Origin of the sequence: Bradyrhizobium sp. AZCC 2289 (genome assembly GCF_036924615.1) — a bacterium.
Taxonomy (GTDB): Bacteria; Pseudomonadota; Alphaproteobacteria; order Rhizobiales; family Xanthobacteraceae; genus Bradyrhizobium.
In genome coordinates, this window is the sequence record NZ_JAZHRY010000001.1 from 4,002,807 (window position 1) to 4,027,623 (window position 24,817).

24 protein-coding genes are annotated in these 24,817 nt (G+C 63.8%); 8 read left to right on the forward strand and 16 right to left on the reverse strand.

The window, feature by feature from the left end; all coding sequences use genetic code 11:
* Positions 1–102: 102 nt before the first annotated feature.
* From V1289_RS19065 to mtgA, 4 genes are all read right to left on the reverse strand, one after another.
* Positions 103–1,794, reverse strand: a complete 1,692-nt coding sequence (locus V1289_RS19065; protein WP_334398318.1) for a putative bifunctional diguanylate cyclase/phosphodiesterase — start codon at positions 1,792–1,794, stop codon at positions 103–105.
* A gap of 515 nt (positions 1,795–2,309) precedes the next feature.
* Positions 2,310–2,912, reverse strand: a complete 603-nt coding sequence (locus V1289_RS19070; protein ID WP_334398319.1) for a hypothetical protein — start codon at positions 2,910–2,912, stop codon at positions 2,310–2,312.
* Positions 2,913–3,042: 130 nt separating this feature from the next.
* Complete coding sequence (gene rpmF / locus V1289_RS19075; RefSeq protein WP_027540899.1) at positions 3,043–3,228, reverse strand: 50S ribosomal protein L32; 186 nt, start codon at positions 3,226–3,228, stop codon at positions 3,043–3,045.
* A gap of 155 nt (positions 3,229–3,383) precedes the next feature.
* Positions 3,384–4,055: a monofunctional biosynthetic peptidoglycan transglycosylase gene (gene mtgA / locus V1289_RS19080; RefSeq protein WP_334398320.1), complete on the reverse strand. Its 672-nt coding sequence runs from the start codon at positions 4,053–4,055 to the stop codon at positions 3,384–3,386.
* Between the two features lie 186 nt (positions 4,056–4,241).
* On the opposite strand from mtgA, the gene V1289_RS19085 reads away from it, so the two are divergent.
* Positions 4,242–5,165: a polyprenyl synthetase family protein gene (locus V1289_RS19085; protein ID WP_334398321.1), complete on the forward strand. Its 924-nt coding sequence runs from the start codon at positions 4,242–4,244 to the stop codon at positions 5,163–5,165.
* Positions 5,166–5,173: 8 nt separating this feature from the next.
* The gene (locus tag V1289_RS19090) at positions 5,174–5,857 is read left to right on the forward strand and encodes a DUF1345 domain-containing protein (protein WP_334398322.1); all 684 of its coding nucleotides are present in this window, start codon (positions 5,174–5,176) and stop codon (positions 5,855–5,857) included.
* A gap of 76 nt (positions 5,858–5,933) precedes the next feature.
* On the opposite strand, the gene V1289_RS19095 is transcribed toward V1289_RS19090, so the two are convergent.
* Together V1289_RS19095 and V1289_RS19100 are read right to left on the reverse strand one after the other, a co-directional pair.
* The gene (locus V1289_RS19095) at positions 5,934–7,703 is read right to left on the reverse strand and encodes a caspase family protein (RefSeq protein WP_334398323.1); all 1,770 of its coding nucleotides are present in this window, start codon (positions 7,701–7,703) and stop codon (positions 5,934–5,936) included.
* Positions 7,704–7,798: 95 nt separating this feature from the next.
* On the reverse strand, positions 7,799–8,227 hold the full coding sequence (locus tag V1289_RS19100) for a GFA family protein (RefSeq protein ID WP_334398324.1): 429 nt from the start codon (positions 8,225–8,227) through the stop codon (positions 7,799–7,801).
* A 106-nt stretch (positions 8,228–8,333) separates the two neighbouring features.
* On the opposite strand from V1289_RS19100, the gene V1289_RS19105 reads away from it, so the two are divergent.
* On the forward strand, positions 8,334–8,708 hold the full coding sequence (locus V1289_RS19105) for a nuclear transport factor 2 family protein (protein WP_334398325.1): 375 nt from the start codon (positions 8,334–8,336) through the stop codon (positions 8,706–8,708).
* 70 nt (positions 8,709–8,778) lie between these two features.
* The gene (locus V1289_RS19110) at positions 8,779–10,386 is read left to right on the forward strand and encodes a Na+/H+ antiporter (protein ID WP_334398326.1); all 1,608 of its coding nucleotides are present in this window, start codon (positions 8,779–8,781) and stop codon (positions 10,384–10,386) included.
* A 109-nt stretch (positions 10,387–10,495) separates the two neighbouring features.
* Here the strand turns inward: V1289_RS19110 and V1289_RS19115 are convergent, their stop codons facing one another.
* The 3 genes from V1289_RS19115 to ispG form a co-directional block, all read right to left on the reverse strand.
* Positions 10,496–11,833: a Rieske 2Fe-2S domain-containing protein gene (locus tag V1289_RS19115; RefSeq protein ID WP_334398327.1), complete on the reverse strand. Its 1,338-nt coding sequence runs from the start codon at positions 11,831–11,833 to the stop codon at positions 10,496–10,498.
* Positions 11,834–11,908: 75 nt separating this feature from the next.
* Positions 11,909–12,805 (reverse strand): TauD/TfdA dioxygenase family protein, encoded by an 897-nt coding sequence (locus V1289_RS19120; RefSeq protein WP_334398328.1) that lies wholly within the window; start codon positions 12,803–12,805, stop codon positions 11,909–11,911.
* 208 nt (positions 12,806–13,013) lie between these two features.
* Positions 13,014–14,309, reverse strand: a complete 1,296-nt coding sequence (gene ispG, locus V1289_RS19125) for a flavodoxin-dependent (E)-4-hydroxy-3-methylbut-2-enyl-diphosphate synthase (RefSeq protein ID WP_334398329.1) — start codon at positions 14,307–14,309, stop codon at positions 13,014–13,016.
* A gap of 258 nt (positions 14,310–14,567) precedes the next feature.
* Here ispG and V1289_RS19130 point away from each other — a divergent pair, with 258 nt between their 5' ends.
* Positions 14,568–15,443, forward strand: a complete 876-nt coding sequence (locus V1289_RS19130) for a sulfurtransferase (RefSeq protein ID WP_334398330.1) — start codon at positions 14,568–14,570, stop codon at positions 15,441–15,443.
* Between the two features lie 122 nt (positions 15,444–15,565).
* Here V1289_RS19130 and V1289_RS19135 read toward each other — a convergent pair whose 3' ends face one another.
* Both V1289_RS19135 and V1289_RS19140 read right to left on the reverse strand, forming a co-directional pair.
* Positions 15,566–16,522 carry a DMT family transporter gene (locus V1289_RS19135; protein WP_334398331.1) on the reverse strand — a complete coding sequence of 319 codons (957 nt, stop codon included), beginning with the start codon at positions 16,520–16,522 and terminating at the stop codon, positions 15,566–15,568.
* Between the two features lie 209 nt (positions 16,523–16,731).
* Positions 16,732–17,217 carry a Fur family transcriptional regulator gene (locus tag V1289_RS19140; RefSeq protein WP_334407549.1) on the reverse strand — a complete coding sequence of 162 codons (486 nt, stop codon included), beginning with the start codon at positions 17,215–17,217 and terminating at the stop codon, positions 16,732–16,734.
* Between the two features lie 157 nt (positions 17,218–17,374).
* On the opposite strand from V1289_RS19140, the gene V1289_RS19145 reads away from it, so the two are divergent.
* Genes V1289_RS19145 through V1289_RS19155 form a run of 3 tightly spaced genes read left to right on the forward strand, consistent with a single transcriptional unit; the run spans position 17,375 to position 20,575 of the window.
* Entirely contained in the window at positions 17,375–17,854 is a 480-nt protein-coding gene (locus tag V1289_RS19145) for a MarR family winged helix-turn-helix transcriptional regulator (protein WP_334398332.1), read from the forward strand.
* On the forward strand, positions 17,847–19,013 hold the full coding sequence (locus tag V1289_RS19150) for an HlyD family secretion protein (protein ID WP_334398333.1): 1,167 nt from the start codon (positions 17,847–17,849) through the stop codon (positions 19,011–19,013). The genes V1289_RS19145 and V1289_RS19150 overlap by 8 nt, the downstream gene beginning before the upstream one ends.
* Before the next feature lie 2 nt (positions 19,014–19,015).
* Complete coding sequence (locus V1289_RS19155; RefSeq protein WP_309180636.1) at positions 19,016–20,575, forward strand: MDR family MFS transporter; 1,560 nt, start codon at positions 19,016–19,018, stop codon at positions 20,573–20,575.
* Positions 20,576–20,630: 55 nt separating this feature from the next.
* Here the strand turns inward: V1289_RS19155 and V1289_RS19160 are convergent, their stop codons facing one another.
* The 5 genes from V1289_RS19160 to pcaF all read right to left on the reverse strand — a co-directional run bounded on the left by V1289_RS19160 (position 20,631) and on the right by pcaF (position 24,752).
* Positions 20,631–21,119 carry a type II 3-dehydroquinate dehydratase gene (locus V1289_RS19160; protein ID WP_334398334.1) on the reverse strand — a complete coding sequence of 163 codons (489 nt, stop codon included), beginning with the start codon at positions 21,117–21,119 and terminating at the stop codon, positions 20,631–20,633.
* Positions 21,120–21,206: 87 nt separating this feature from the next.
* Complete coding sequence (locus V1289_RS19165; protein ID WP_334398335.1) at positions 21,207–22,100, reverse strand: dioxygenase family protein; 894 nt, start codon at positions 22,098–22,100, stop codon at positions 21,207–21,209.
* A gap of 4 nt (positions 22,101–22,104) precedes the next feature.
* On the reverse strand, positions 22,105–22,707 hold the full coding sequence (gene pcaG, locus V1289_RS19170; RefSeq protein WP_334398336.1) for a protocatechuate 3,4-dioxygenase subunit alpha: 603 nt from the start codon (positions 22,705–22,707) through the stop codon (positions 22,105–22,107).
* A complete protein-coding gene (pcaH, locus tag V1289_RS19175; protein ID WP_334398337.1) occupies positions 22,707–23,408 on the reverse strand; it encodes a protocatechuate 3,4-dioxygenase subunit beta in 702 nt (233 codons plus the stop codon). The genes pcaG and pcaH overlap by 1 nt, the downstream gene beginning before the upstream one ends.
* Before the next feature lie 135 nt (positions 23,409–23,543).
* Positions 23,544–24,752, reverse strand: a complete 1,209-nt coding sequence (gene pcaF, locus V1289_RS19180; RefSeq protein WP_334398338.1) for a 3-oxoadipyl-CoA thiolase — start codon at positions 24,750–24,752, stop codon at positions 23,544–23,546.
* Between the last annotated feature and the right edge of the window lie 65 nt (positions 24,753–24,817).

The window sequence follows — 24,817 nt, forward strand, 5'->3', positions numbered from 1 at the left end:
CGTCTACCCAATCGCCTTATCGATAAGCCGCGGCGTATGGGTCCCTGCTTTCGCAGGGACGACGGCGGATAAAGTTGCGCTCGCTTAGCCGCGAGACGACGCTCAGCTCGCCGCGGGCAGCACCGCTTCATCCGCCACGCTCCACGGCCGCTCCGGCGAAGCGAGTCCGATCAGGCGGCCCTGGATATAATCGCAGCCCCACTCGCGCAGCATGACCGCGGACTCCTCGTCCTGCACCCATTCCGCCACCGTCTTGATCTGCAGGCGGCGCGCCAGATCGATCAGCGTCTGCACGAAGGCGCGGTCGTCGCCCGAGCGCGCGATGTTCTGCACGAAGGCGCCATCGATTTTCACGATGTCGACACCGAGCTTGCGCAGATTGCGGAACGAGGTGTAGCCGGCGCCGAAATCGTCGATCGCGATCCGGCTGCCGAAATTCTTCAGCCGCGTCACGAAACCTCTGATGTCATCGATATCCTGGATCGCGACGGTTTCGGTAATCTCGACGATCAGCCGTTCACCGACGCCGGGACTCGCGCGCATCAGCGATTCAATCGTGCTCCACCAGTCCGGATCCATCGTGGTGTCGGGCGAGATGTTGAGCGAGAGCCGTACATTCGGCGAGGCCGCCAATTCCGCCACCGCGAGTTCGAGCACGCGGTGATCGACCAGCCGGATCAGGCCCAATCGCTCTGCGACCGGAACGATATCCGGCGCCAGCAGCGCCTGGCCGTCGTCCTGCTCCATCCGCACCAGGCACTCGTAGAACGCCGGCTGCCGCGAGCGCGCCTCGACCACCGGCTCATACGCGGTCACGATCCGGCGTTCGTTGAGGGCGGTCACGATCTCGTCGGTGACGCGGATATTGACGCGGCGCTGGGCGTCGCGTTCGACGTTCGGCCGCCACAGCGCGAACGATCCGGCCCGGCGGCGTTTGGCCCCGTCGAGCGTTTCCTGGGCGCGGTTGACCGCCTCGTCGGCATTTTTGGCATAGCGCGGCACGCTGATCGCGCCGATCGATGCGGTGACCGACACCGGTCCGGATTTGGTGGGCACCACCTCGTCGCGGATGCCGGCCAGGAATCGCTCGGCCGCGACATTGGTGTCGTCGACGGTGCAGTTGCGCAGGATCAACCCGAATTTGTTGCCGGAAAACCGCCCGAGCACGTCGCCGCCGCGCAAGCGCGCGCGAATGCGTTTCCCGACTTCGGCGATCACGGCGTCGGCGACATCGAAGCCGAAGGCATCGTTGACCCGCGCCAGATGATCGATGCCGATCAGCATGAAGGCGCAGGACGAACGCAAGCGCGCGGTTTCCTCGATCGCCTCGGCCAGCGAGGCGATCAGATGGGTGCGGTTGAGCTCGCCGGTCAGCGGATCGTGCCGCGAAAGTTTGAGCAATTGTTCATCGCGGGCGCGGCGCTCATTGTTGACGCGGACGATGCCTTGCGCACGCGCGGGCTTGCCGTCCGGGCCGGCAAACCAGCACCCGGTTTCCTCGATCCAGATCACCGGCGCGGACGTCGAGTTCCGCACGCCATATTCGATCCGGTAGGCCACGCCTTCGCCGCCGCGCGGCGGCCCCGACTGCGCGAGCGCGTCGGAGCGGACCGAGCGCGCCGGTTCGATCAGCTTGGCGAACTCGGCGCCGCTGGCCAGCGTGGCCTGGGGAATGTCGGTGAAAACCTGGGCGGCGTTGTCGCTCCAGGCGATGGTATCGGCAGCCAAATCCCAGACGAAGGCCGCCTGCCCGAGCGAAGCGAGGATGCTGGAGGCTTGCGGGACAGAGGGCATCAAATTCGCCTCGTTTCGGCACACCGCCGGGTGATTCTAACATCCCAAGGATAGTGGCTGTTTCGAATCACACGCTAGGCAAAGTTGATAAATAATCTGGAAACCATGTTTCAAACCATTCTCACACCCGCCCGGAACGATCTACAACGAACCGGCATAGGGCTTGCGAGGGTCAGATCGCAGGGGACGTAACGTCCCAAAACGTGACAATTCAGTCGGTTACGGTGTGCGGTGCTGGATATCGATCGATCAGAGCAGGTGTTGGATGGCGAGGTCCTGGATGACGCTGGGCCCGCCTCTGTCGAACTCGTGCCGGTGACCGCGTCGGTGCATTGGTTCGCCGAAACGACCCCTCACGCGCCCCGATCCGGGCTTTGTCACCCAACTGATCGCGACCGCCGAGCAGGCGCCGCAAACCCGAAGCCTGCGCCGGGCCTCGCTGGCCGACGCGCAGACCGCCTATGGCCCGCACCCGCGCCCGCGGGTCGGCTTCCGGACCCGGCAAATTATTTGAGTTAGCGCTGCGGCGTATCCGGCGATGGGTTACCGCCCGGCTGCAGTCCCGGGGATTGCACCGCAGGCTGCGCCAGCGTCGGTTCGGGGTGATCCAGCAGCACGGATTCGGCGACGGAGACTGCGGGCGGCACCGATGCGGCAGGCGCGTGGACCGGTTCGAATTGAGGCTCGGCCACCGGCGGATCGGCTTTTCTGGCGCTCTTTCTGGAAACGGTGGCGGGCGAGGTCGCGAGCGCTGACCGGCGCGTGCGCAGCGCAATGCCGGACAGGAAATCGACCAGCGCCAGCAGCGTCAGCAGGCAATAGGTAGAGGTTGCGAATTTCGGCCACAGCACGAATTCGGCCGCGGCCGCGCCGAACACGATCAGCGACAGCAAATGGTCGGTGAGATATTTCGCGCCGGGACGAGCGCCCTTGATGACTTCGAACAGCAATAGCAGGATGCCGAGCCCGAGCAGAATGTCGCTCAGCGTCACCTGCCATTCCGCACCCGACACTAATGTCAGCTTGATCAGCGGATCGGCGAAGGACACGCCGGGCATCAGGAAGACGATGATGTTGTAGACCGCGAGCGGAATCAGAAGCAGCGGAAACCCGATCATCGGCGAGGCCCTGTTGGTAGAACCGGAACATTCCCTTGTGCGGCGCTGTCCGCGCCGCCACCGGGAACTGTCATACCTCTCGGTGGTCGAATTCGGGCAGGCGCCGCAGCGCCCCGCCCGCAAAGCCCGATCAGGACTCTTTCTTGGCCTTCAGGACCTGCCGGCCCTTGTACATGCCGGTCTTGAGGTCGAGGTGGTGTGGACGGCGCAATTCGCCGGAATCCTTGTCCTCGGCATAGGTCGGCTTCTTGAGCGCATCCGCCGAGCGGCGCATGCCACGACGCGACGGCGAGGTTTTTCTTCTGGGAACGGCCATAACGGTCCTCTAGGGGTGTTGTCGGAGGGCATCGTCCGGGTGCGGACGCCCGGCGCTTATCCCGCGCGGGCTGAAATGCCGATAAGGCCGCGCTTATAGAGGATGGGGTGGCGTAAAGCTAGGCCGCGTTGCGGTTAAAACGGCCAAAAATTGGCTCAAAAAGCACGATTTTCGCTCCAACATCGCTGAACCGCGTTCGCCCGCACCATATAGGTCCCGGCCAGGCGCCGCACGCCGGGCCCGGGATTGCGGGCGCTGCGCTTGACCGGATTGGGCAGGATGGCCGCCAGCAGGGCCGCCTCGCGCGGTGAAAGCGTCGCGGCGGAATGGCCGAAGGCGTAGATCGAGCCGGCTTCGGCGCCGAACTGCCCGGAGGGCCCGAGTTCGGCGATATTGAGGTAGATCTCGAGAACCCGCTGCTTCGGCAGCACGAGGTCGATCCATAGCGCCAGCGGCAGCTCCAGCGCCTTGCGGACCACGCTGCGGCCCGGCCACAGGAACAGGTTCTTGGCCACCTGCTGGGTGATGGTCGAGCCGCCGCGCGCCACCTCGCCATCCTCGGCGTCGTCGATCACTTCGCGCAGCGCGCCCCAATCGACCCCGCGATGGCTGCAGAATCTGGCGTCTTCGGAGCCGACCACCGAGCGCGGCAGCGCCGGCGAAATCGCATGGAAATCGGTCCATGACCGCATCACCTGGGCGCCCCTCAGCCAGCGCCAGGCCATCAGCGTGGAGACCGGATGGCCGGTGCGATAGAGCGGCGTCAGCAGATATGGCAGCAGCAGCACGACCAGCAAAATCAGCAAAAGAATTCGGACCAAACGCAAATCAGGATGCTTCCGGTTCGAGCCGCCCGGCCCCGGGGCCGATGAACAAGCCCGTATCAGCTGACATCTCCATGATAATTACCGGTTTTTCCAGCCCTTTTAAGGCGTTTCCGGCCGGCCAGCGGAATTGACGAAGCCGGTGGCATCAACGATTGTCCGGCCGAAATCGATTTGGAGTTATTCTTGATGACGACCGCTACCATTGCAGACTTCTCGAAACGACTGGACCAGACTGCGGAGGATACCGAAGCCCTGCTGGCAAAACTGTTGTCCGATGTGCTGTTGCCCGACGAGATCGCGCGGCCCAAGCGGCTGATGGACGCCATGCGCTATTCCAGCCTCGGCGGGGGAAAGCGGTTGCGGCCGTTTCTGGTGGTCGAGAGCTCGGCCGTGTTCGGCGTCGGCCGTGAGGCCGCGCTTTTGGCCGGTGCCGCGCTCGAATGCATCCACTGCTATTCGCTGATCCATGACGACCTGCCCGCGATGGACAACAGCGACCTGCGCCGCGGCCGGCCGACGCTGCACAAGAAGACCGACGACGCCACCGCGATCCTCGCCGGCGACGGGCTGTTGACGCTGGCGTTCGACATCATCACCCGCGACCAGATCCACAAGGACCCAACGGTCCGCCTGCTGCTGACCCGGGCGCTGGCGCGCGCATCGGGCCTTGGCGGCATGGTCGGCGGCCAGATGCTCGACCTCGCCGGCGAAGGCCGGTTCGGCGACCGCGAGCCGGTCGACGTCGCCCGCCTGCAGCAGATGAAGACCGGCGCGCTGTTGCGCTATGGCTGCATCGCCGGCGCGATCCTCGGCCAGTCCACGCCGAAACAATATCAGGCGCTCGACGATTACGGCCGCGCACTCGGCGAAGCGTTCCAGATCGCCGACGATCTGCTCGACGTCGAGGGCGATGCCGCAGCCCTCGGCAAACAGACCGGCCAGGACGCAGCGCTCGGCAAAACCACCTTCGTCACCCAGCTCGGCATCGACGGCGCCAGGCAGCGTGTGCGCGACCTTTTGGCGCGCGCCGATTCGGCGCTGTCGATCTTCGGCGCCAGGGGTGACGTGCTGCGGGCGGCGGCGCACTTCGTCGCCGAACGCAAGAGCTAGGGAACCAGATGTCCGGCAAGGAATTCGAGGAACGCCTTCATCGATTCAGGAAAATGCCGAAGCCGGTCCGCGTGGTCTATGGGCGGCCGCGCACCTTCATTTCGATTCTGATCGGCATCGTCGCGTTCTTCCTGCTGCCCGGCTCGCTGCGGCTGGTGACGCGGGCGCTGATCGGCTGGGACGTCTTCGTCGCGTTCTATCTGGTGCTGGTGTTCACCATGGTCTTGAGCAGCGGCGTCCGGCATGTCCGGCTCAACGCGGCGCTGCAGGACGATGGCCGTTTTCTGATTCTTTTGGTGACGGCGCTCGGCGCCTTTGCCAGCATCGCCGCCATCGTGTTCGAACTCGGCGCCTCGAACCGCAGCGTCCCCGGGCTGGCGCTGGCGACGGGGACGATCGCGCTGTCATGGGCGGCGGTGCACACTGCGTTTTCGCTGCACTACGCCCACGAATTTTACCGCGGCGACAAACCCGGCGGCCTGCAGTTTCCGAGCGGCGACCAGCATGCCGATGCCGACTATTGGGATTTTATTTATTTCTCGTTCGTGATCGGCATGACCGCGCAGGTGTCCGACGTCGGCATCACCGACAAGATCATCCGCCGCACGGCGACCGTGCACGGGATCATCTCGTTCGTGTTCAATACTGCGCTGGTGGCGTTGATGGTGAACATCGCCGCGAGTGCGATCTAGCGAAGCGCGCGAAATCCATCCGCGTCGTCCCGGCCTTAAGCTCGGACCCAGCGTGTTCGATAACACGCGGCGGTGGTTATGGGCACTTTCCCGACATTATGGCGCTGTTCGTGTTGCAACCCCACGCACGTTGTTCGCCGGTAAGCGGCTGGCCCGACTGGCCCGCACCCGGTGAACCCGCAGCCGTTGGCGGTGAAGTCGGTGCATGGGAAGGCCTGGCAATAACTTGCCTTGCTTCCGGCCTGTCGCGTTTGGCGACCGGCTTCTTCTCGCGCCGCTTCTCGCATTCATTGTCGCTGTTCAGGAACGAGCCTTCGGCGCAGGCGATCTTGCTGCAGCGGTCGCCATCGGCCTTGAAACCGTGCTCGCAGACCAGCGGGCAGACCCGCGACGTCTTCAGCTTGATCGCATCGAGCGCATCCGTGCTGGCCAGCCTGGTGTCGAATTTGGTCTTGGCATAGCGGTTGAACAGCGTGAGCGAACGCTGCGACGAGGAATTCCAGTCACCGTCGGCTGCACCCGTCAGGCAGCCGACGCGGCGCAGTTCAGCCTGCACCGATTTGGTGACATCGGCTTGCGGCGACCCGGCGTTCAGGGCTGCAAGGTTCATGTCCTTGTCGGCGGGTGCCGGAGCGGCAGCCGCCTTGTCGGAAGGGAGCGTTTCGGCCGCGGCGCGTTTCTGCTCGGCGGCGGCGGCCTGATCCTGGGCAATCTGCTTGGCTTTTTCGGCCGCAAGGCGCGCCTGCTCGGCGGCCCTGGCGTCGGCGTCAGCCTTGGCCTGCTGCACCTTCTGCGCCCCTTCGGCAACGAGCCGCGCGCGCTCCTGTTCGGCCAGCCGTGCCTTTTCGGTGGCGGCGACCCGGGTTTCCTCGGCGGCAATCTTCTCAAGCTGAAGCTTTGCAAGGCTGGCGTAGAATCCGTCCGGATATTGCGCGAGGAACGCATTCAGCGCGCTCTTGTTGCCGACCTGCAGCGCCAGCTCGTAGTCGCGGCGGGCCTCGCTCTGCGCCGTGGGCGCGGGCGCGGGTGGCTGCGTCGCTCGGGCCGGCGCGGGAACCAGCGGCACGTCATCACCACCGAGCGAACCATAGACGAACGGCTCCTGCCGGTTGCCGGTGCTCTTGAGCACGTCGTCGCGAACAAACCCGAAGGCGCGCCGCACATCGAGCCCCGGCGTCGTCAGATGCTTCGACAGCGCGATCGTGAACGGGCTGTTTTTGCCGTCGCCGTCGGCCGCCGTCGAGCCGGCCTTGGCGGAATAGGCGATCAGCATGTTCGGGCTGCTCGGCTCGACCTTGGCCAGCCCCTGCCCGATCGCGCGCGACGCCACCGTCCGTTTCATGCTCTTGGCAAAGGGATTGTCGCGGCAGGCGTCGAGAATCACGAGCCGCAATTTCCGGACCGGCTCGATCGCGATCAGGATGCGGTCGAGCGAAAATGCTTCGTCATAGACGTCGGTGTCGCGCTCCAGCCTTGCGTCCACCGGAATCAGATAATTGGCGCCGTCCACCTCGATGCCATGACCGGCGTAGTAGACCACGGCGATATCGGCGTCGCGCGCGCGGTCGGCGAAGTCGCGCAGCGCGCGGCGGGTCTCGGCCGCCGGAAGATCGCGGCGGAAATCGACGACCTCGAAACCGGCGTCCTTCAGCGTCGCCGCCATGACCGCACCGTCATTGACCGGGTTGGTCAGCGGCGCGACGTTTTGATAGGCGGAATTGGCGAGCACCAGCGCCACGCGCTTCTCGGCAAGGGCCGGCTGGCACAGCAACAGCAGTGCGGCTGCCAAAACTCCAGGGAAAAATCGAGGGAAAAAGCGATCCAATTTTAGCGATCCCGATTTCATGATCCGCTTCCGGAGGCTCGCATATTCTAACACACCCGCCTGCCTACCAGAAGCCGCAGCCGGGCTTTGTGAGTTATGTCACCAACCGCTGGCGATCAGTCCGCCGTGACATGCCCCTGATATTGCGGCAGGCCGTCGGTGATGACGTACCACGGCGCCTTCGAGCCGACGAAAATATGCGCGGTCGGGCGGATCGAGGGGTCATCGGCAAGGGTCCCCATCGTGACATGGACGAAAGTACCGTCGCGCACCACCGAATAGAGCAGGGAACCACAACGCCTGCAGTGCGCGTCGTGACCGGTCTCCTCGCCATATGTCATCAGGTCGCTATCGCCCTCGGTCACCCTGAATTTATCGCGTTCGATTCCGGCAAACGGCTTGAACGCCGAGCCGGTCGTGCGCCGGCAATTCGAACAATGACAGTTGAGGGCATAGGCAAACGCGTCCGCCACGGCGTAGCGTACCGCGCCGCAGAAACATTCTCCGGCAAGAATGCGAGCATTCGGATTATTTGAACCTGCCACCGGGAATTTCCTCGCATGAAGATGAAAGCCAGCCGTAGCGCAATTGGTGTGTTCGTGGCTTAATTCAATTCGAACAAAGATCAATCAGCCAATCGGAGGACCCGCCGTGAGCCATGACCGATCGACCGTCGAAGCCGTGGTCAAGAATTATTTCGACGGCCTGTACGAGGGCAATGCCGACCAGTTGGGGGCGATCTTTCATCCCACCGCCGATCTGCGCTGGCTGGAAAAAGGCGAGCTGCAGGTCCTGACCGTACCCGACTGGCTCGACCGCGTGCGGAAGCGGCCGTCGGCCAAAGCGGAAGGCAAGCCGCGCGAGGATTTCATCGTCACCATCGACCGCTCGGATGAGTCCACCGCCTTCATCAAGGTGCGCTGCCAATTGCCGCCGCGCTATTTCACCGACTATCTGGTCGCGATGAAGCTGGCCGACGGCTGGCAGATCGTGTCCAAATCCTATCGCTACGATCTGCGCGAATAAGCCGCACCGGCGCGCTTCCACCGTTCGGCCGGATTGACCTCAAGGGGTCTTCCGGGCGAATTGAAGGGTCATGGAAGCCAAATTTCAGATTTTCCTGATCCTGCTTGCCGTGCTGGCGGGAACCGCCTTGCTGGCGCGCCGGGTCAACGTCGCGCCGGCGATCCTGCTGCTGCTCACCGGCATCGTGCTGGCGTTCGTGCCCGGCATGCCGTCGCTGGAATTGCCGCCCGAACTGGTGCTGCTGGTGGTGCTGCCGCCGCTGATCTATTCGGCCAGCGTCGCCATGAGCTGGCGCGAATTCAAATCCAATTTGCGGCCGATCATCCTGCTGTCGGTCGGCTGCGTGATCTTCACGGCCTTCGCGGTCGCTGCCGCGACGCATTATCTGATCGGGCTGCCATGGAGTGTCGGCTTCCTGCTCGGGGCCATCGTGGCACCCCCGGACGTGGTGGCGCCACTGGCGATCGCCCGCAAGCTCGGGATGCCGCGCCGGATCCTCGTCGTGCTCGAGGGCGAGGGGCTGGCCAACGACGCCACCGCGCTGATCCTCTATCGCTTCGCGGTGATGGCGATTTCGACCGGCATGTTTTCGCTGCCGAAAGCGGCGGGCACATTCCTGGTCATCGTCGTCGCCGAAGTGCTGTTCGGCGCCGCCGTCGGCTGGCTCAGCCTGCGCATGCGCCACCGCGCCCGCGACCCGCAGGTCGAGATCACGCTGTCGCTGATCACGCCCTATGTCGCCTACTGGATCCCCGAACATTTCGGCGGCTCCGGCGTGATCGCGACCGTCGCCTGCGGGCTCTATATGAGCTGGAACGGGCCGCTCCTGATCTCGTCGGCGACGCGGCTGCAGGGCATCTTCTTCTGGGACCTCGTGATCTATTTGATCGAGGGCCTGCTGTTCCTTCTGACGGGTTTCCAGATGCGGTCGCTATACGAGAAATCGAAGGCGTTTCCGCTCGACGACATCCTGCTTGCGACCGCCTTGGTCGCGGTGATCGTCATCGTCGCGCGGTTTGCCTGGGTCTTTCCCGCCACCTATCTGCCGCGCCTGATGAGCAAGCGGACCCGCGAACGCGATCCGGCGCCGTCCTGGCGCACGGTCTTCGTGATTGCGTTCACCGGCGTGCGCGGCGCCGTGTCGCTGGCCGCAGCCCTTGCACTGCCGTTTGCGCTGCCAAACGGTGACGGCTTTCCCTATCGCGACCTGATCCTGTTCGTCGCCTTCGGGGTCATCTTCATCACGCTGGTAGGGCTTGGGTTGGGATTGCCGCCGGTGGTGCGCTGGCTCGGCGTCGCGGAGGCCGGCCGTGACGAACACATCGCCGAACATGAGTCGGAGATCGCGGCCCGGCGCGAGGCGCTCGCCGCTGCGCTCAAGTCGCTCGATGCCATCACGGATGACCGGGAATTGTCCGACGAGGTGGTGAAACTGCTGCGCGCGCGGCACGAGATCCGCGCCAATCAATTGCCGGATTCGCTCGATCCCGATGCGCACGACGTTACAGCGGCGGGGACCGCGCTGACACGTGAATTGATTGCAACGGAGCGAAAATTCATCCACGCCCTCTTGCGCGACGGCAAGATCACCGACGAGACCCGGCGACGGATCGAGCGCGATCTCGATTTGGAGGAAGCCAGCCTCTCGAACCGCGAGTATCGCAGGATACCGCTGTAATTAGACGTCATTGCGAGGAGCGAAGCGACGAAGCAATCCACTCTTTACTTCGCCAGCCGCGAAATGGATTGCTTCGCTTCGCTCGCAATGACGGTGGGATGGACTTCGGCTACTCCGCCGCCGCTGTCCGCGGCCGCCCGACATAACCCGCCGCGTCGCCAAACCGCTCGATCATCACCGCGGTCAGATCCTTGGCCTTGCTGGTCACGCAGGCGCCGGAACGCACGGTGTAGCGGTCCTGATGGGCGAGATGCGACGGCGCGTGCCCCTGCTGCAGCGCGCGCGCCGCATCCATCACGAGCTTGCGGAAATGCAGGATGCCCAGATCGGTCGGCCCGAGATGTTCGCGGGTGCGGTCCGCGATCGGACCCTGACTGTCCTGCACCGCCGCGTCCTGTTCGGACACGCCCTTGATGCCGGTATAGCTGCTGGTCTTCTGCAGTTTGCGGTCGATCAGATAGTCGTTGCCCCTGTTGCGCAGCGGAATGTAATTCTCGTCGACCATCGACATCACGCCGTTGCCGCGGTCGTAGCCATCGCGCTCGGCCTGCGTCAGCGGACGCTCCGGATTCCAGGCATAGGTGTAGATCCAGCAATTGGTATCGCTGACCGGAACAAAGCTCTGGCCGAAAATGTTCTCGCCGGGCATCGAACTCGGCGCATAGGCGTGCACCGGCATCAGGAACTGGGCGATACGCCAGTAAATATTGTCTGACCCGGTGAGCCGTCCACCGGCGACCGTGAGACCCGCCTCGTGCGGATTGATCTTGATCACCGGGCGGGGATCTTCGGCGATCCAGCGCATGTGGTCGGTCGCGACCCGCGTCAGCGGATTGACAAAGTGCTTCTTGATATCGAGGATTTCGTTCTCTTCCTTCTCGAAGCTCAGATGCGCGAAGGTGAAATGCGCGGTGTCGATCGAGCCTTCCATCGCCTGCACCCAGTTGCAGTCCTGCCATTTCTTGGTGACGTAGCGATGCGAGGGCGGCACCAGCGCCATTTCCAGCGCCGGCAATTCCGGAACGGCATCCGCCGGACCCATATAGGCCCAGATCATGTCGCCCCATTCGCGCACTGGATAGGATTTGATCCGGATCAGGTTCTTGGCGTTGAGATCGGGATAGGACGTCGGCATGTCGACGCAGCGGCCGTCGGTGTCGAACTTCCAGCCGTGATAGACGCAGCGGATGCCGCATTCCTCGTTGCGGCCGAGCCAGAGATTGGCGCCGCGATGCGGGCAATATTGATCGATAACCCCGACCACGCCTCTAGAGTCGCGGAACGCGAGCAGCTCCTCGCCCATCACGGCGATCTTCTTCGGCGGTCCATCCGCTTCGGGCAATTCTTTCGACAACAGCACCGGCATCCAGAACCGGCGCAGCAATTCGCCCATTCCCGTCCCCTTGCCGCTTTCGGTCAGGAACTTGTTATCTTCTGCGCGGAGCATGGGGGTCCTCCGGGGTTTTGTTTTGCTTTTGGGTGAGCTTGGCGCAGGCCAGGCGGGGCGTCAACGCGGTATGGACTACACTGGCCGCTCCCCCTTCACCGTCACACGCGTGCCGGCGCGGGTGTGCGGCCAGTAATCCCACATCGCGCGGTGCTGGGCGCAGCGGTTGTCCCAGAACGCGATGGCGTTTTCGGTCCAGCGGAAGCGGCACTGAAATAGCGGGTTTTCGGCGTGCTGATAGAGATACGCCAGCATGGCGTCGCTCTCGTCGCGGGGAATGCCGATGAGGTGGCGGGTAAAACCGCGGTTGACGTAGAGCGCCTTCTTGCCGGTCACCGGATGGGTGCGCACCACCGGATGCTCGGCGCGCGGATAGCTCGGGCGGTCGGCGACACCGTAATTGGCGTAGAGCCCGCGATAGGTCGATTCGCCGTCATGCAGCGCGGTCAGCCCGTCGAGATAGGCCTTCATCCGGTCCGACAGCGCCTCATAGGCCGCATACATATTGGCGAACAGCGTGTCGCCGCCGCGCGGCGGGCATTGCCTGATGTAGAGGATCGAGCCCATCGGCGGCTCGACGTCGCAGGACACGTCGGTGTGCCAGCCCTCGCCATTGGCGCGTGGCGAGTCCTTGTCGGCATAGATCTTCATCAGCGCCGGGTCGTCGCCCTCATGGGGCGCCGCAGGGTGAATGTGCAGATCGCCGAATTTGCGCCCGAAGGCGAGATGCTGTTGCGGCGTAATGTGCTGGTCGCGAAAGAAGATTACGAGGTTTTCGGCCAGCGCCCGATGGATCTCGTCCATCTGGCGATTGGAGCGGGCATCGTCGGAGACCAGTTTGCCGATGTCGACGCCGGATATCTCGGCACCGATGATCGGGGTCAGCTTTTCGACGCCGATGGTCTCGTAGGGTTCAGTCTCGTCGGCGAGGTGCCGATAACGGGGTCCGTGCTTGCCGGAAAGCGAGCTCATCGACGTTCTCCCAATCGTTCTTGATTGGGATCATCGTAGCCTGTGGCGTACGAAGCGCAATGCATCCATTTTGTCGTCCCGGCCTTGAGCCGGGACCCATACCCGCAGGAGGATGTTGTTGTTAATGCTGGAGCCACAGCACGCCATCACCACAACGACCTGTGGTTATGGGTCCCCGCGTTCGCGGGGACGACAGTGGAGAGAAATCTTACTCCGCCGCCGTCACCGGCGCCTTGCTCCCCGCCCCATAGCGCTGGTCGATATAATCGATCACCAGCGCCTTGAAGTCCGCGGCAATGCCCGGGCCGCGCAGGGTGCGGAACTTCTTGCCGTCGACGAACACCGGCGCGGCCGGCGTTTCGCCGGTGCCGGGAAGTGAGATGCCGATATTGGCGTGCTTGGATTCGCCGGGGCCGTTGACGATGCAGCCCATGACCGCGACGTTAAGCTCCTCGACGCCGGGATATTGCGTCTTCCAGCCCGGCATTTCCTCGCGGATGAAATCCTGGATCGAGCGCGCCAGTTCCTGGAACGTGGTCGAGGTGGTGCGGCCGCAGCCCGGGCATGCCGCCACCAGCGGCACGAAGGTGCGGAAACCCATGGTCTGCAGCAGTTCCTGCGCGACCTGGACTTCCACCGTGCGATCGCCGCCGGGCTCGGGCGTGAGCGAAATCCGGATGGTGTCGCCGATGCCGTCCTGCAGCAAAATGCTGAGCGCGGCCGACGAGGCCACGATGCCCTTCGAGCCCATGCCGGCTTCGGTGAGGCCGAGATGGATGGCGTAGTCCGAACGTTCGGCGAGGGTCTGGTAGACCGCGATCAGATCCTGTACCGCCGACACCTTGGCCGACAGGATCATCTTGTTCTTGGGCATGCCGAGCTCTTGCGCACGGGCAGCGGACAACAGCGCCGACTGCACCATGGCTTCGCGCGTCACCGCGCGGACATCCTTCGGTGCGGGAAGCAGCGCGTTTTCGTCCATCAGCTTGGTGAGCAGCTCCTGATCGAGCGAACCCCAGTTGGCGCCGATCCGAACCGGCTTGTCGTTCTTGTTCGCGATCTCGATGATGTCGGCGAATTGCGTATCGCGCTTGTTCTTGAAGCCGACATTGCCGGGATTGATGCGGTATTTGTCGAGCGCCTCGGCGCAGGCCGGATAGTCCGCGAGCAGCTTGTGGCCGATGTAATGGAAATCGCCGATCAGGGGCGTGGTGATGCCGCGCTTGCGCAAGCCATCGCGGATGTGCGGCACGGCGGCGGCGGCTTCCTCACGGTCGACCGTGATGCGCACCATTTCCGAGCCGGCGCGCGAAAGAGCTGCGACCTGCGCGATGGTGCCTTCGATATCGGCGGTGTCGGTATTGGTCATCGACTGCACGACAATCGGCGCACCGCCGCCGACGGCAACATTGCCGACCATGACTCGCGTGGTCTTATGCCGGGCGCTGGGGCCGGCGATGTCGTCTTGCAGTTTTTCTTGGGACGGTTTTTCGGGCTTGTTCATGGCGTCTCGAATATCAGGTTTTGGTGACATTCACCAAGGGGATGGTAGCGGGCGGGGCGCCTTCGTCCGGATCGGAAACTTTCCGCTGTTAATTCAATAGCTTATTACGCCGGCTGGGATCGAAAGCAAGGGCATCCCGGGGACGCCTGGCCTCACCGCTATATTGGACGGGAATCACGGGATCAAAGGGCAATCTGCCGGCTTTTCATCGCCGATCGCACCCAATAGCATCGGCATAACAATGAGAGGGAGGCGAACATGCCGGAGCGGAGCGGGCTGATCACCACGGCGGAACTCGCCGACATCCTCCATCATGCGGACCTCCGCCTGTTCGATTGCACGACCTATCTTGAACCAGCGCCCGAGGGCAGCGGGGTTCCCTATCTCGCGGTCCCCGGACGGCAGACGTTCGAGGCCGGGCATATTCCGGGCGCGGACTTTCTGGACCTGCAGGGCGAATTCTCGGACCAGGGCACCGCGCTTCGCTTCATGATGCCACAGGTCGCCCAGCTCGAGGCCGCGTTCGGCCGCCACGGCATATCGGCCGACAGCCGGGTGGTGCTGTATTCGATCGGCACCGCGATGTGGGCGACGCGATTCTGGTGGATGCTGAAATCGCTCGGCTTTGACAACGTTTCCGTGCTCGACGGCGGTCTCGACAAATGGAAGGCGGAAGGCCGCGCGATCGAGACCGGACCCGAAAGGGGGTATTCGCCGGCGGCGTTCACGGCGAAACCGAAGCCCGGATATTTCGTCGGCAAGCACGAGGTTCTTGCCGCAAGCGCCAGGCGCAACACCGTCGTGGTCAATGCGCTCGGGCCGCAATTCCACAGGGGTCTCGAGCCCAGCCGCTACGGCCGGCCCGGCCGCATTCCCGGCAGCTGCAATGTATCGGCGGCGACCTTGCTCGATCCCCAGACCAAGGCTTTCGTGCCGCTCGCGGACGCCGAGAAGAAATTCGCCGCGCAAGGCATCACCAGGGACAAGCGCGTGGTCGCCTATTGCGGCGGCGGCATTTCGGCCACGATCGACCTGTTCCTGCTCGACCAGCTCGGTTACGACAACCTCACCCTCTATGACGGCTCGATGGGCGAATGGGCCAAGGATGCGTCGCTGCCGATCGAAACGGACTGATGGGCTATTTTGCACGGCATGCGCGCTCCCTCCACGTCATTGCGAGCGAAGCGAAGCAATCCATAGCAACGCAAGCCGATGGATGGATTGCTTCGCTTCGCTCGCAATGACGGGAGTGACCCTCACGCCGGAACGTTCGGATCCGGCACGACCTTCGGATCGAGCTTGTTGACGAGATAGAGCCCGGCGATCACCCGCAGCGCTGCGACACCGAAGGCAAGCGTCAGCGTGTCGTGCATGATGAAGTAGCTGGCGGCGACGCCGAACAGCGGCGTGATGAAGGTGAAGGCGGACAATTTGCTGGCGGAATAGGCCTTCACCAGAGCGAACCACAACAGGAAGGTTAGTCCGACCACCCAGAACGACTGATAGGCCAGCAGCGACAGCGACAGCGGGCTCGGGACGTGGGTGATCCGCTCGCCCGATATCCACGCCGCAAGGCTGAGAATCGGGATCGACAACGCCACCTGATAGCCCAGGCCCTTTTCCGCGGGCGCCCTGATCAGCGCGGTGGCCTTCACGATCAGAGTCGTCGTCGCCCATAGCGCGCCGCCGGCGACGATCAGAAGATCGCCGAGCAGCACATTCGAATCGACATTGGGCTGCGGCACCCCGATCGCGAGGGCTACGCCGGCAAAGCTCAGGCCGAGCCCGCCCCATTGCCAGGCGCGCAGCCGCTCGCCGAGAAACACATAGGACCCCAGCGCCACGAAGAACGGCGCGGTGTAGAGAAACACCACCGCGCGGGACGCCGTGGTCAGCAGCAGGCCGCGATAGATCAGCACCAATTCGATGCCGAAGATCACGCCCGCCGACAGCCCGGCGCACAGCGTGCCGTCACGCTCGAAGAATTTCGTGCCGCGCAGCCGGCCGATGACGAGCAGCACCGGCAAGGCGCCGGCGGAACGGATCAGCGCCTGCAGCATCGGCGGCACGTCCGGCAGCACCAGCTTGACTGCGATCTGGTTGAAACCCCAGCTCAGGCACAGCATCAGCATCAGGGCGATGGCGCCCGCGCTGAGCTCGCGCCCGGTCGTGGAGACGGCTTGATTTGGAGAAATCACCTGGGTTAACGACATCGATCCTCGTGGCTGGCTTGGCGCCGTGTTTGTGGTTATGACTCACACATAATTGACCCGTCATTGCGAGGAGCGAAGCGACGAAGCAATCCATGCCTCAGCAAGTGGTGAAATGGATTGCTTCGCGGAGTTTATCATCGGGCGCGCATTCGCGCGACCCGTTGGCTCGCAATGACGGGGGTGAGGGTCTCAGGTTCAATCTTCCTGGATCATTTCTGGCAGTGCGCGCAGGTGCCGGCGATTTCGACGACCGAGAGTTTCGGCGCGAACCCCAGCGCGCGCGCCGCCGCATTGAGGCTTTGCGCCACCGGGGCCGCGGGAATCTCGCCGACCGAGCCGCAATGGTCGCAGATCAGAAACGCCACCATGGCGGTGGCATCATGGTCATGCGCGCAGGCCAGGAACGCGTTGCGGCTTTCGATGCGGTGGACGAGCCCGTTTTCCATCAAAAAATCCAGCGCGCGGTAGACCGTGATCGGCGCCGGCCGCGGCATCGATTTGGCGAGTTCGTCGATCACCTCATAGGCGCCGAGCGGACGGTGGCTGGACAGCAGCGCCTGCAGCACCTGACGCCGGATCGGCGTGAATTTCTGCGCCCGCCGCGCGCAAACCTGCTCGGCATGCGTCATCGCATCCGCGGTGCAGCGGCCGTGATCGTGGCCGGGCGCGGGGAAGGTAGGTTTTGTCAGGGTCATCACGTTGATTTGTAGCATTTTTGCCTGCAATCCCAAAGCCCGGCGCTGCACGCGTCCCAGCCATGTTCTCAGAGCAGGTCAGCCAATTGTTAACCTGCCATGCGGAATTCATAAGCTAGCTTATTATATCCAAAGCTTATGGAGGCGGGGAAAGACCATGCGCGGTTCCGTGGATATGAACTTCCTGTTTACGCTCGGCGAATTGCAACGACTGGTGCGCGCCTATGCCGACAAGCAGGCCGCGCGCTACGGCATCACCCGCGCGCAATGGGCGGTTTTGGCCAAGGTCGGGCGCACCGAAGGCCTGAAGCAGACGGAACTCGCCGAACAGATGGAGATGCAGCCGATCACGTTGACGCGACTGATCGACAAGCTCTGCGACAATGGCTGGATCGAACGCCGCGGCGACGAGACCGACCGCCGCGTCAACCGCCTGTATCTGCGCAAGGCCGCGCGTCCCCTGCTCGGCAAGCTCTCGGGGCTGCGCTCCGACATCACCGCGACTGCGCTGGAGGGCATCAATCCCGCCGATGCCCACCGCCTGCTCGCCCAACTGGAATCGGTCAAGGAAAACATTCGCAATGCGATCCAGAACCCAGCCGGCGAACCTCCCAGAAAGGAGCAGCGCTATGGCTGATCCCGTCCTCAAATTCCCGCCCGAACAGAAGGGCAGCCCGGCGTCTCCCGCGCCCCGCAGCAAGATCGCCGCGGAGCCGCGCCGCCGGCTGATGGCCGGCCTGCGCCGCTACCGGCGTTTTCTGCTGCTGGTGGTGCTGCCGCTGGTGGCGGCGATCGCCGGCCTCACCTTTTATCTCAATGGCGGCCGCTACGTGACCACCGACGACGCCTATGTCGGCGCGCAGAAGGTTTTGATCACGCCCGACATCTCCGGCAAGATCGAGAAGGTCGTGGTCAGGGAAGGCCAGCAGGTCAAGGAAGGCGACGTCCTGTTCGAGATCGACCCGGTGCCGTTCCGCCTTGCCGTCGACCAGGCCAAGGCGACGCTCGAGCAGGCCAAGACGACCTACGACAATCTGGTCGCCAACATCAAAATCTACGGCCAGATGCTCGATCTCGCCCAGCAGGGCATTGACCTGAAGCAGCGCGACGTCGATCGCAAGTCCGCGCTGGTCAAGAGCAATGTCGGCTCGCAGCTCGACCTTGACAATTCGGCGACCAGCCTCGTTACCGCGGGCGCGCAGGCCCAGTTCGTCAAGCAGCAGCTTTCCAACGCCAAGGCCCAGTTGCTCGGCAATCCCGAATTGCCGCTGGAACAATTTCCGCCCTACGCCCAGGCCAAGGCGGCGCTTGGGATCGCCGAGCGCAATCTCGACCACACCGTGATGCGCGCGCCGATGGCCGGCATCGCCACCCAGGTCGATCAGATTCAGCTCGGGCGCTTCGCGATGGCGGGTGCGCCGGTGTTCTCCATCATCGACGTCGCCAACCCCTGGGTCGACGCCAATCCGAAGGAGTCCGATTTCACCTATGTCGCGGTCGGCCAGCCCGTCACGCTCGACGTCGATGCGTTCCCCAACCACGTGTTCAAGGGCACGGTCGGCTCGCTCTCGCCCGGCACCGGCGCGCAATTCGCGATCCTGCCGCCGCAGAACGCCACCGGCAATTTCGTCAAGGTGGTGCAGCGCGTCCCGGTGCGGATCTATTTCGACAAGGACGACAAGTTCGTCGCCAAGCTGAAGGCCGGCATGAGCGTCTACGCCACGATCGACACCAACCATCGCCGTTCGCTCGCTGGCCTGCTCGGCCTCTCGCCGGCGGTCGCCAACCAGGAATAGCCATGCCGACGCCGGGCCCGTCACCATCCGCCGTTCCCGGCCTGCGCCGGAACATGGTGACGATCTGCGCCATGACGGCGACCATCATGCAGGCGCTGGACACCACCATCGCCAATGTCGCGCTGCCCTACATGCAGGGCACGCTGTCGGCCTCGACCGACCAGATCAACTGGGTGCTGACCTCCTACATCGTCGCCGCCGCGATCATGACCGCGCCGGTCGGCTGGATCGCCAACCGCTTCGGCCGCAAGCGCATCTTCATCATCTGCTCCGGCGGCTTCACCATCGCCTCGGTATTGTGCGGCCTGGCGCAGGACATCAACCAGATGGTGCTGTTCCGTTTGCTGCAGGGCGTGTTCGGCGCGGCGCTGGTGCCGCTGTCGCAGGCGGTCATGCTCGACTCCTATTCGCTGCGGGAGCGGGCGAAGGCGATGTCGATCTGGGGCATGGGCGTGATGATGGGCCCGATCATGGGCCCGTCGCTGGGCGCGTGGCTGACCGAAACCTATTCCTGGCACTGGGTGTTCTTCGTCAATCTGCCGTTCGGCATCTTCACCGTGCTCGGCCTGATGGTGTTCATGGACGAGACCAGGAAGGACCTCGATCTGCGATTCGACTGGTTCGGCTTCACGGCGCTGGCGATCGGCATCGGCTCCTTGCAGATCGCGCTCGACCGCGGCGAGCAGCTGGGCTGGCTGGAATCCGGCGAGATCATCGGCGAATTCATCGTCTCGGGCATCGGCTTCTATTATTTCTTCGCGCATTCGCTGACGACGTCAAAGCCGTTCATCCAGTTCGCGCTGTTCAAGGACCGCAATTTCGTCGGCGGCTGCGTCTTCATGGCGGTGATGGGGCTGGTGCTGTATTCGACCATGGCGCTGTCCTCGCCGTTCCTGCAGAACGTGATCGGCTACCCCATCATCACCGCGGGCGTGCTGCTGGCGACCCGCGGCTCCGGCACCTTCGTCGCCATGATGCTGGTCGGCCGCCTGATGCGCTTTATCGAGGCGCGCACGCTGATCATCAGCGGTCTCAGCCTGACCGGCCTGTCGCTGTTCTACATGACCGGCTGGACCGACCAGACCGGCGTCCCCGAGATCGTCACCTTGAGCATCATCCAGGGCTTTGGCTTCGGGTTGGTGTTCGTACCGCTGAGCACGGTGGCGTTCCTGACGCTGCCCAATCATTTGCGCACCGACGGCACCTCAATGCTGACGTTGATGCGCAACGTCGCCTCTTCGATCGGTATTTCGGTCGTGATCGCGCAGCTCACCGAGGGATCGCGGCGCGTCTACGCCAATCTTTCCGAGCACATCAATCCGTTCAACCACGCCATGCAGATGCCCAATGTCGCCGGCATGATCGACATGAACACCGACACCGGCCGCGCCATGGCGGATGCGATGGTTGGCATTCAGGCGCAGATCATCGCGTTTTCGCAGGACTATCAGCTGGTGATGCTGTTCATTCTCGCTTCGATCCCGCTCGCGATCATGATCGGCTCGACCAAGGCCACGCTGCGGGCGCAAGCCGCGCCGGCGGAGCATGCGGTGATCGAGTAGAAGGGGCGCGCTGTTCGTCGTCCCGGCGAAGGCCGGGACGACGTGGGTGATAGTGCTACGCTTTCGCCCGCAAGCCGTGCAACGATGCCGGAACCGCATCGGGCAACTTCCCCAGCCTTTGTACGGCAGCCAGGATGGCGGCGATGTATCCGTAAGGACCGAGGCCGCAGATGACGGCGGTGGAAGCGCTTGAAGTAATCGAATGCCGGTGCAGATCGTCGCGCGCGTGAATATTGGAGACATGGACCTCGATCTTTGGGCCCTCGAATATTTTCAGGGCGTCGATCAGTGCTATCGACGTAAACGAGTAGGCTGCCGGGTTCATGATGATGGCATCGAACGTCCCGTGCGCCGACTGTATCAAATTGACCAGTTCGCCTTCGAGATTTGACTGGTGAAACGAGATCGAGACCCCGAGATAATCAGCCGCATCCTGACAACTCGCTTCAATCTCCTTGAGCGTCGTCGAGCCATAAATGTGAGGCTCCCGAATGCCCAGGAAATTCAGATTAGGTCCGTTCAGGATCATGATCTTGATAGCCATCGTGGCTCCCCCCTTTTTGTATCAATGAGACGTTGTTCTAGCCGCCCAGCCATTTTGCCGGGAATTTTGACACGGCGCAGGTACCCGCTACTTGATCGGCGGCCGCGGCAGCACGGCGTCGCCTTCTTCCATCCTGTAGACGTAGTCGAGTGAATACCAGGGCCGACCTACATCGGCGTCCGTCGGATGCGGCTCCTCATGACGCACGAAATTGCCGATCAGCGCCCTGGTGACGCCGAACTGCACGTCGCTGTCGATATGCGGGTCGGCGGGATCGTAGACCTGGGAAACCAAAACCTTGAATCCCGGCTTGAAGATCAGCGCGTGCAGATGCGCCGGCCGATAGGGATGCCTGTCCTGCAGCCTTAACAGCCGCCCAACCACGCCGTTGGTCGGAATGGGATAACCGATCATCATCACCGAACGAAACCAGAAACGCCCGTCGGCATCGGTGGTGAACTTGCCGCGCAGGTTCATGTCCGCCTGTTCGGGATCCTGGTTTTCGTACAGCCCGACCGGCGAGGCGTGCCAGATATCCACCTCCGCCCCGGGAAGCGGATTCCCCGCCTGGTCCACCACGCGCGCGGTGACGAACAGCGGCGCGCCCGGGGTCTCGGACCGGATGATGGAGCCGCCGTTGTCAACTTTGGGCGAGTGCAGCCGCCAGAACGGCCCGAGCAGGGATTGCGAGGTTTCCGTGTTGCCCTGATCGCCATTGTTCAGGAGGCACACCAGCGACGAGACCCCGAGCGAGCCCGCCATCAGGACGACTTCGTTGTGCGTGTCGTTCGAAAGCTTGCCGAGTTCGGCCACGATGGCGGCGGCATCGCGGAATTCCGCCTCGGTCAGGCCGACGTCGCGGACAAAGCCATGCAGGTGCTTGACCAGCGACACCATGATTTCGCGCAGCCGCGGATCGGACGTCCGTTCCATCACGGATGTCGCGGCAACCGTGACATCCTGCTGACGTTCGATGATCATGGACTTACACCTCGAAGAACACCGTCTCGTTGTCGCCCTGCAGGCGGATGTCGAGGCAATAGACTGCGCTCCCTGTGCCGGGCTTGCGGGTCGCGATCAGCGTGGCGCGGCGATCGGACGGTACCAGCGCCAGCACGGGGTCGGCGGCATTGGCCGCCTCGCCGTCGAAATAGATCCTTGTATAGAGGTGCAGCAGCATGCCGCGCGCGAACACCGCGAGCACGAGATGCGGCGCCTGCGGCTTGCCGTCGGGATCGGGCACCACGCCCGGCTTGATGGTGTCGAAGGCATAGCCGCCATTGCCGTCGGTGCCGACGCGGCCAAATCCCCTGAACGATGAATTAGGCAGCGCGCGCTTATCCTGCGGATCGTTGAACCTGCCTTGCGCATCGGCCTGCCATATTTCCAGCATGCAATCCGACACCGGCGCGCCGTCGCCGTCGAACACCCTGCCCTCGACGCGGATGCGTTCGCCCGACGTGTCCGGCGTGACGAGATTGTTGCTGAACGCGTCGTTCCAGTCATATTTGCCGTTCGGGGTCAGTCCGTAGGCGAAGTACGGACCGACGGTCTGCGACGGCGTAACTCCTTTGGCAGTCTCGGACACTATTTGGTCTCCATCGGCGTGGCGTTGCGGCCGCGCAGCACAATGTTGAAGCGGTAGGCCAGCGCCCATTCCGGCCGGGTGTTTTCCAGATCGAAGCTCGAGATCATCCGGTTGCGCGCCTTTTCATCCGTCACCGAATTGAAAATCGGATCGAACGGAAACAGGGGATCGCCGGGGAAATACATCTGCGTCACCAGCCGCGAGATGAAGGAATGGCCAAACACCGAGAAGTGGATGTGGGCCGGACGCCAGGCGTTGTGGTGATTGCCCCAGGGATAGGCGCCGGGCTTGATGGTGACGAATTTGTAGTAGCCCGCAGCGTCCGACTGCGTGCGCCCCGCGCCGGTGAAATTCGGATCGAGCGGTGCCGGATGCTGGTCGACGACATGGATGTAACGGCCGCAGGCATTGGCCTGCCACAATTCGACCAGCGTATTCGGCACGCCGCGGCCGTCCTCGTCGAGCACATGGCCATGCACGATGATGCGCTCGCCGAGCGGCTCGCCCTTGCACTGCAGGGTGAGGTCGTTGTCGTTCTCGCGCACGGTCTCGTGGCCGTAGACCGGCCCGGTCAGTTCCGACAGCGTGTGCCGCATGATGATCAGCGGCTTCGACGGCGTGCGTTTCACCGTGCTCTTGTAGGCCGGCGACAGCCGCGGCGGATGCGCCGCGAGGCTTTCGATGGGGTAGGATAAGGTCACCTATGTCTCCTGCTTTCCGGGGGACCTCATGGTGAGGAGGCGCCGCTTGGCGCCGTCTCGAACCATGAAGCCCGTGTGCGGTCATCCTTCGAGACGCGCGCCAAGGGCGCGCTCCTCAGGATGAGGACCGTTCAATCAGTTCAACCTCTCGATCGCCATCGCGACGCCCTGACCGACGCCGACGCACATGGTGGCGAGCGCGCGTTTGCCGCCGCGCTTCTCCATGCCGTGCACCGCCGTCAACGCCAGCCGCGCGCCGCTCATGCCGAGCGGATGGCCAAGCGCGATCGCGCCGCCATGCGGGTTGACGAAGTCGGCATCGTCCTGAACGCCCAATTGCCGCAAGCACGCTATGCCCTGCGAGGCAAAGGCTTCATTGAGCTCGATCAAATCGAAATCGCTGATTTTCAGGCCCAGCCGTTCCATCAGCTTGCGCGTCGCCGGCACCGGGCCGATGCCCATGATGCGCGGCGGCACCGCGGCCGAGGCGAGCCCGAGGATGCGCGCCCGCGGCGTCAGCCCCTGCCTCTTCACCGCGGCTTCCGAGGCGAGAATCATTGCAGCCGCGCCGTCATTGACGCCGGACGCATTGCCCGCGGTCACCGTGCCGGGATTGCGCACGATCGGCTTCAATTTGGTGAGGCCTTCCAGCGTGGTTTCCGGGCGCGGATGCTCGTCCTTGTCGACGGTAATGGGACCGGCCTTGCCGCCGGGCACCGATACCGGCGTGATCTCTTCGGCGAAATAGCCCGAGGCGATCGCCGCGCCTGCGCGCTGCTGCGAGCGGATCGCGAACGCATCCTGATCGGCGCGCGACACCTGGAATTCCTCGGCGACGTTCTCGCCGGTCTCGGGCATCGCATCGACGCCGTACTGCGCCTTCATCAAGGGATTGATGAAGCGCCAGCCGATGGTGGTGTCGAAAATGTCGGCGGAGCGCGAAAACGCTTCCGCCGCCTTGCCCATCACGAACGGCGCCCGCGTCATCGATTCGACGCCGCCGGCAATCGCAAGATCGATTTCGCCCGCGCGGATCGCGCGGCCACCGGCGCCCACTGCGTCGAGGCCCGAGGCACAGAGGCGATTCAGCGTCTGGCCGGGAACCGAGTCAGGCATGCCGGCCAGCAACAGCGCCATGCGCGCGACGTTGCGGTTGTCCTCGCCGGCCTGGTTGGCGCAGCCGAAAAACACCTCGTCGACTTGCGACCAGTCGAGTTTCGGATGCTTGGCCATCAAGGCCTTGATCGGGGCGGCGGCCAAATCGTCGGCGCGCACCTTGGCGAGCGCGCCGCCGAAGCGGCCGATCGGGGTCCGGACGGCATCGCAAATATAGACATCACGCATCGAATTTCTCCCTGAATGCCGCGTTTTAGGCGTTGGCCCGCTGGATTGACGGCGAGTTTTAGGAG

Bases quoted from the DNA above. Each gene is read 5' to 3' on its own strand.
- V1289_RS19130 (WP_334398330.1), top strand. From the start codon at position 14,568: ATGCCGGAGCGGAGCGGGCTGATCACCACGGCGGAACTCGCCGACATC.
- V1289_RS19150 (WP_334398333.1), top strand. From the start codon at position 17,847: ATGGCTGATCCCGTCCTCAAATTCCCGCCCGAACAGAAGGGCAGCCCG.
- ispG (WP_334398329.1), bottom strand. From the start codon at position 14,309: ATGAACAAGCCCGAAAAACCGTCCCAAGAAAAACTGCAAGACGACATC.
- V1289_RS19155 (WP_309180636.1), top strand. From the start codon at position 19,016: ATGCCGACGCCGGGCCCGTCACCATCCGCCGTTCCCGGCCTGCGCCGG.
- V1289_RS19070 (WP_334398319.1), bottom strand. From the start codon at position 2,912: ATGATCGGGTTTCCGCTGCTTCTGATTCCGCTCGCGGTCTACAACATC.
- V1289_RS19145 (WP_334398332.1), top strand. From the start codon at position 17,375: ATGCGCGGTTCCGTGGATATGAACTTCCTGTTTACGCTCGGCGAATTG.
- rpmF (WP_027540899.1), bottom strand. From the start codon at position 3,228: ATGGCCGTTCCCAGAAGAAAAACCTCGCCGTCGCGTCGTGGCATGCGC.
- V1289_RS19065 (WP_334398318.1), bottom strand. From the start codon at position 1,794: ATGCCCTCTGTCCCGCAAGCCTCCAGCATCCTCGCTTCGCTCGGGCAG.
- V1289_RS19095 (WP_334398323.1), bottom strand. From the start codon at position 7,703: ATGAAATCGGGATCGCTAAAATTGGATCGCTTTTTCCCTCGATTTTTC.
- V1289_RS19135 (WP_334398331.1), bottom strand. From the start codon at position 16,522: ATGTCGTTAACCCAGGTGATTTCTCCAAATCAAGCCGTCTCCACGACC.
- V1289_RS19115 (WP_334398327.1), bottom strand. From the start codon at position 11,833: ATGCTCCGCGCAGAAGATAACAAGTTCCTGACCGAAAGCGGCAAGGGG.
- V1289_RS19120 (WP_334398328.1), bottom strand. From the start codon at position 12,805: ATGAGCTCGCTTTCCGGCAAGCACGGACCCCGTTATCGGCACCTCGCC.
- V1289_RS19110 (WP_334398326.1), top strand. From the start codon at position 8,779: ATGGAAGCCAAATTTCAGATTTTCCTGATCCTGCTTGCCGTGCTGGCG.
- V1289_RS19085 (WP_334398321.1), top strand. From the start codon at position 4,242: ATGACGACCGCTACCATTGCAGACTTCTCGAAACGACTGGACCAGACT.
- V1289_RS19090 (WP_334398322.1), top strand. From the start codon at position 5,174: ATGTCCGGCAAGGAATTCGAGGAACGCCTTCATCGATTCAGGAAAATG.
- V1289_RS19140 (WP_334407549.1), bottom strand. From the start codon at position 17,217: ATGACCCTGACAAAACCTACCTTCCCCGCGCCCGGCCACGATCACGGC.
- V1289_RS19165 (WP_334398335.1), bottom strand. From the start codon at position 22,100: ATGATCATCGAACGTCAGCAGGATGTCACGGTTGCCGCGACATCCGTG.
- V1289_RS19160 (WP_334398334.1), bottom strand. From the start codon at position 21,119: ATGGCTATCAAGATCATGATCCTGAACGGACCTAATCTGAATTTCCTG.
- pcaF (WP_334398338.1), bottom strand. From the start codon at position 24,752: ATGCGTGATGTCTATATTTGCGATGCCGTCCGGACCCCGATCGGCCGC.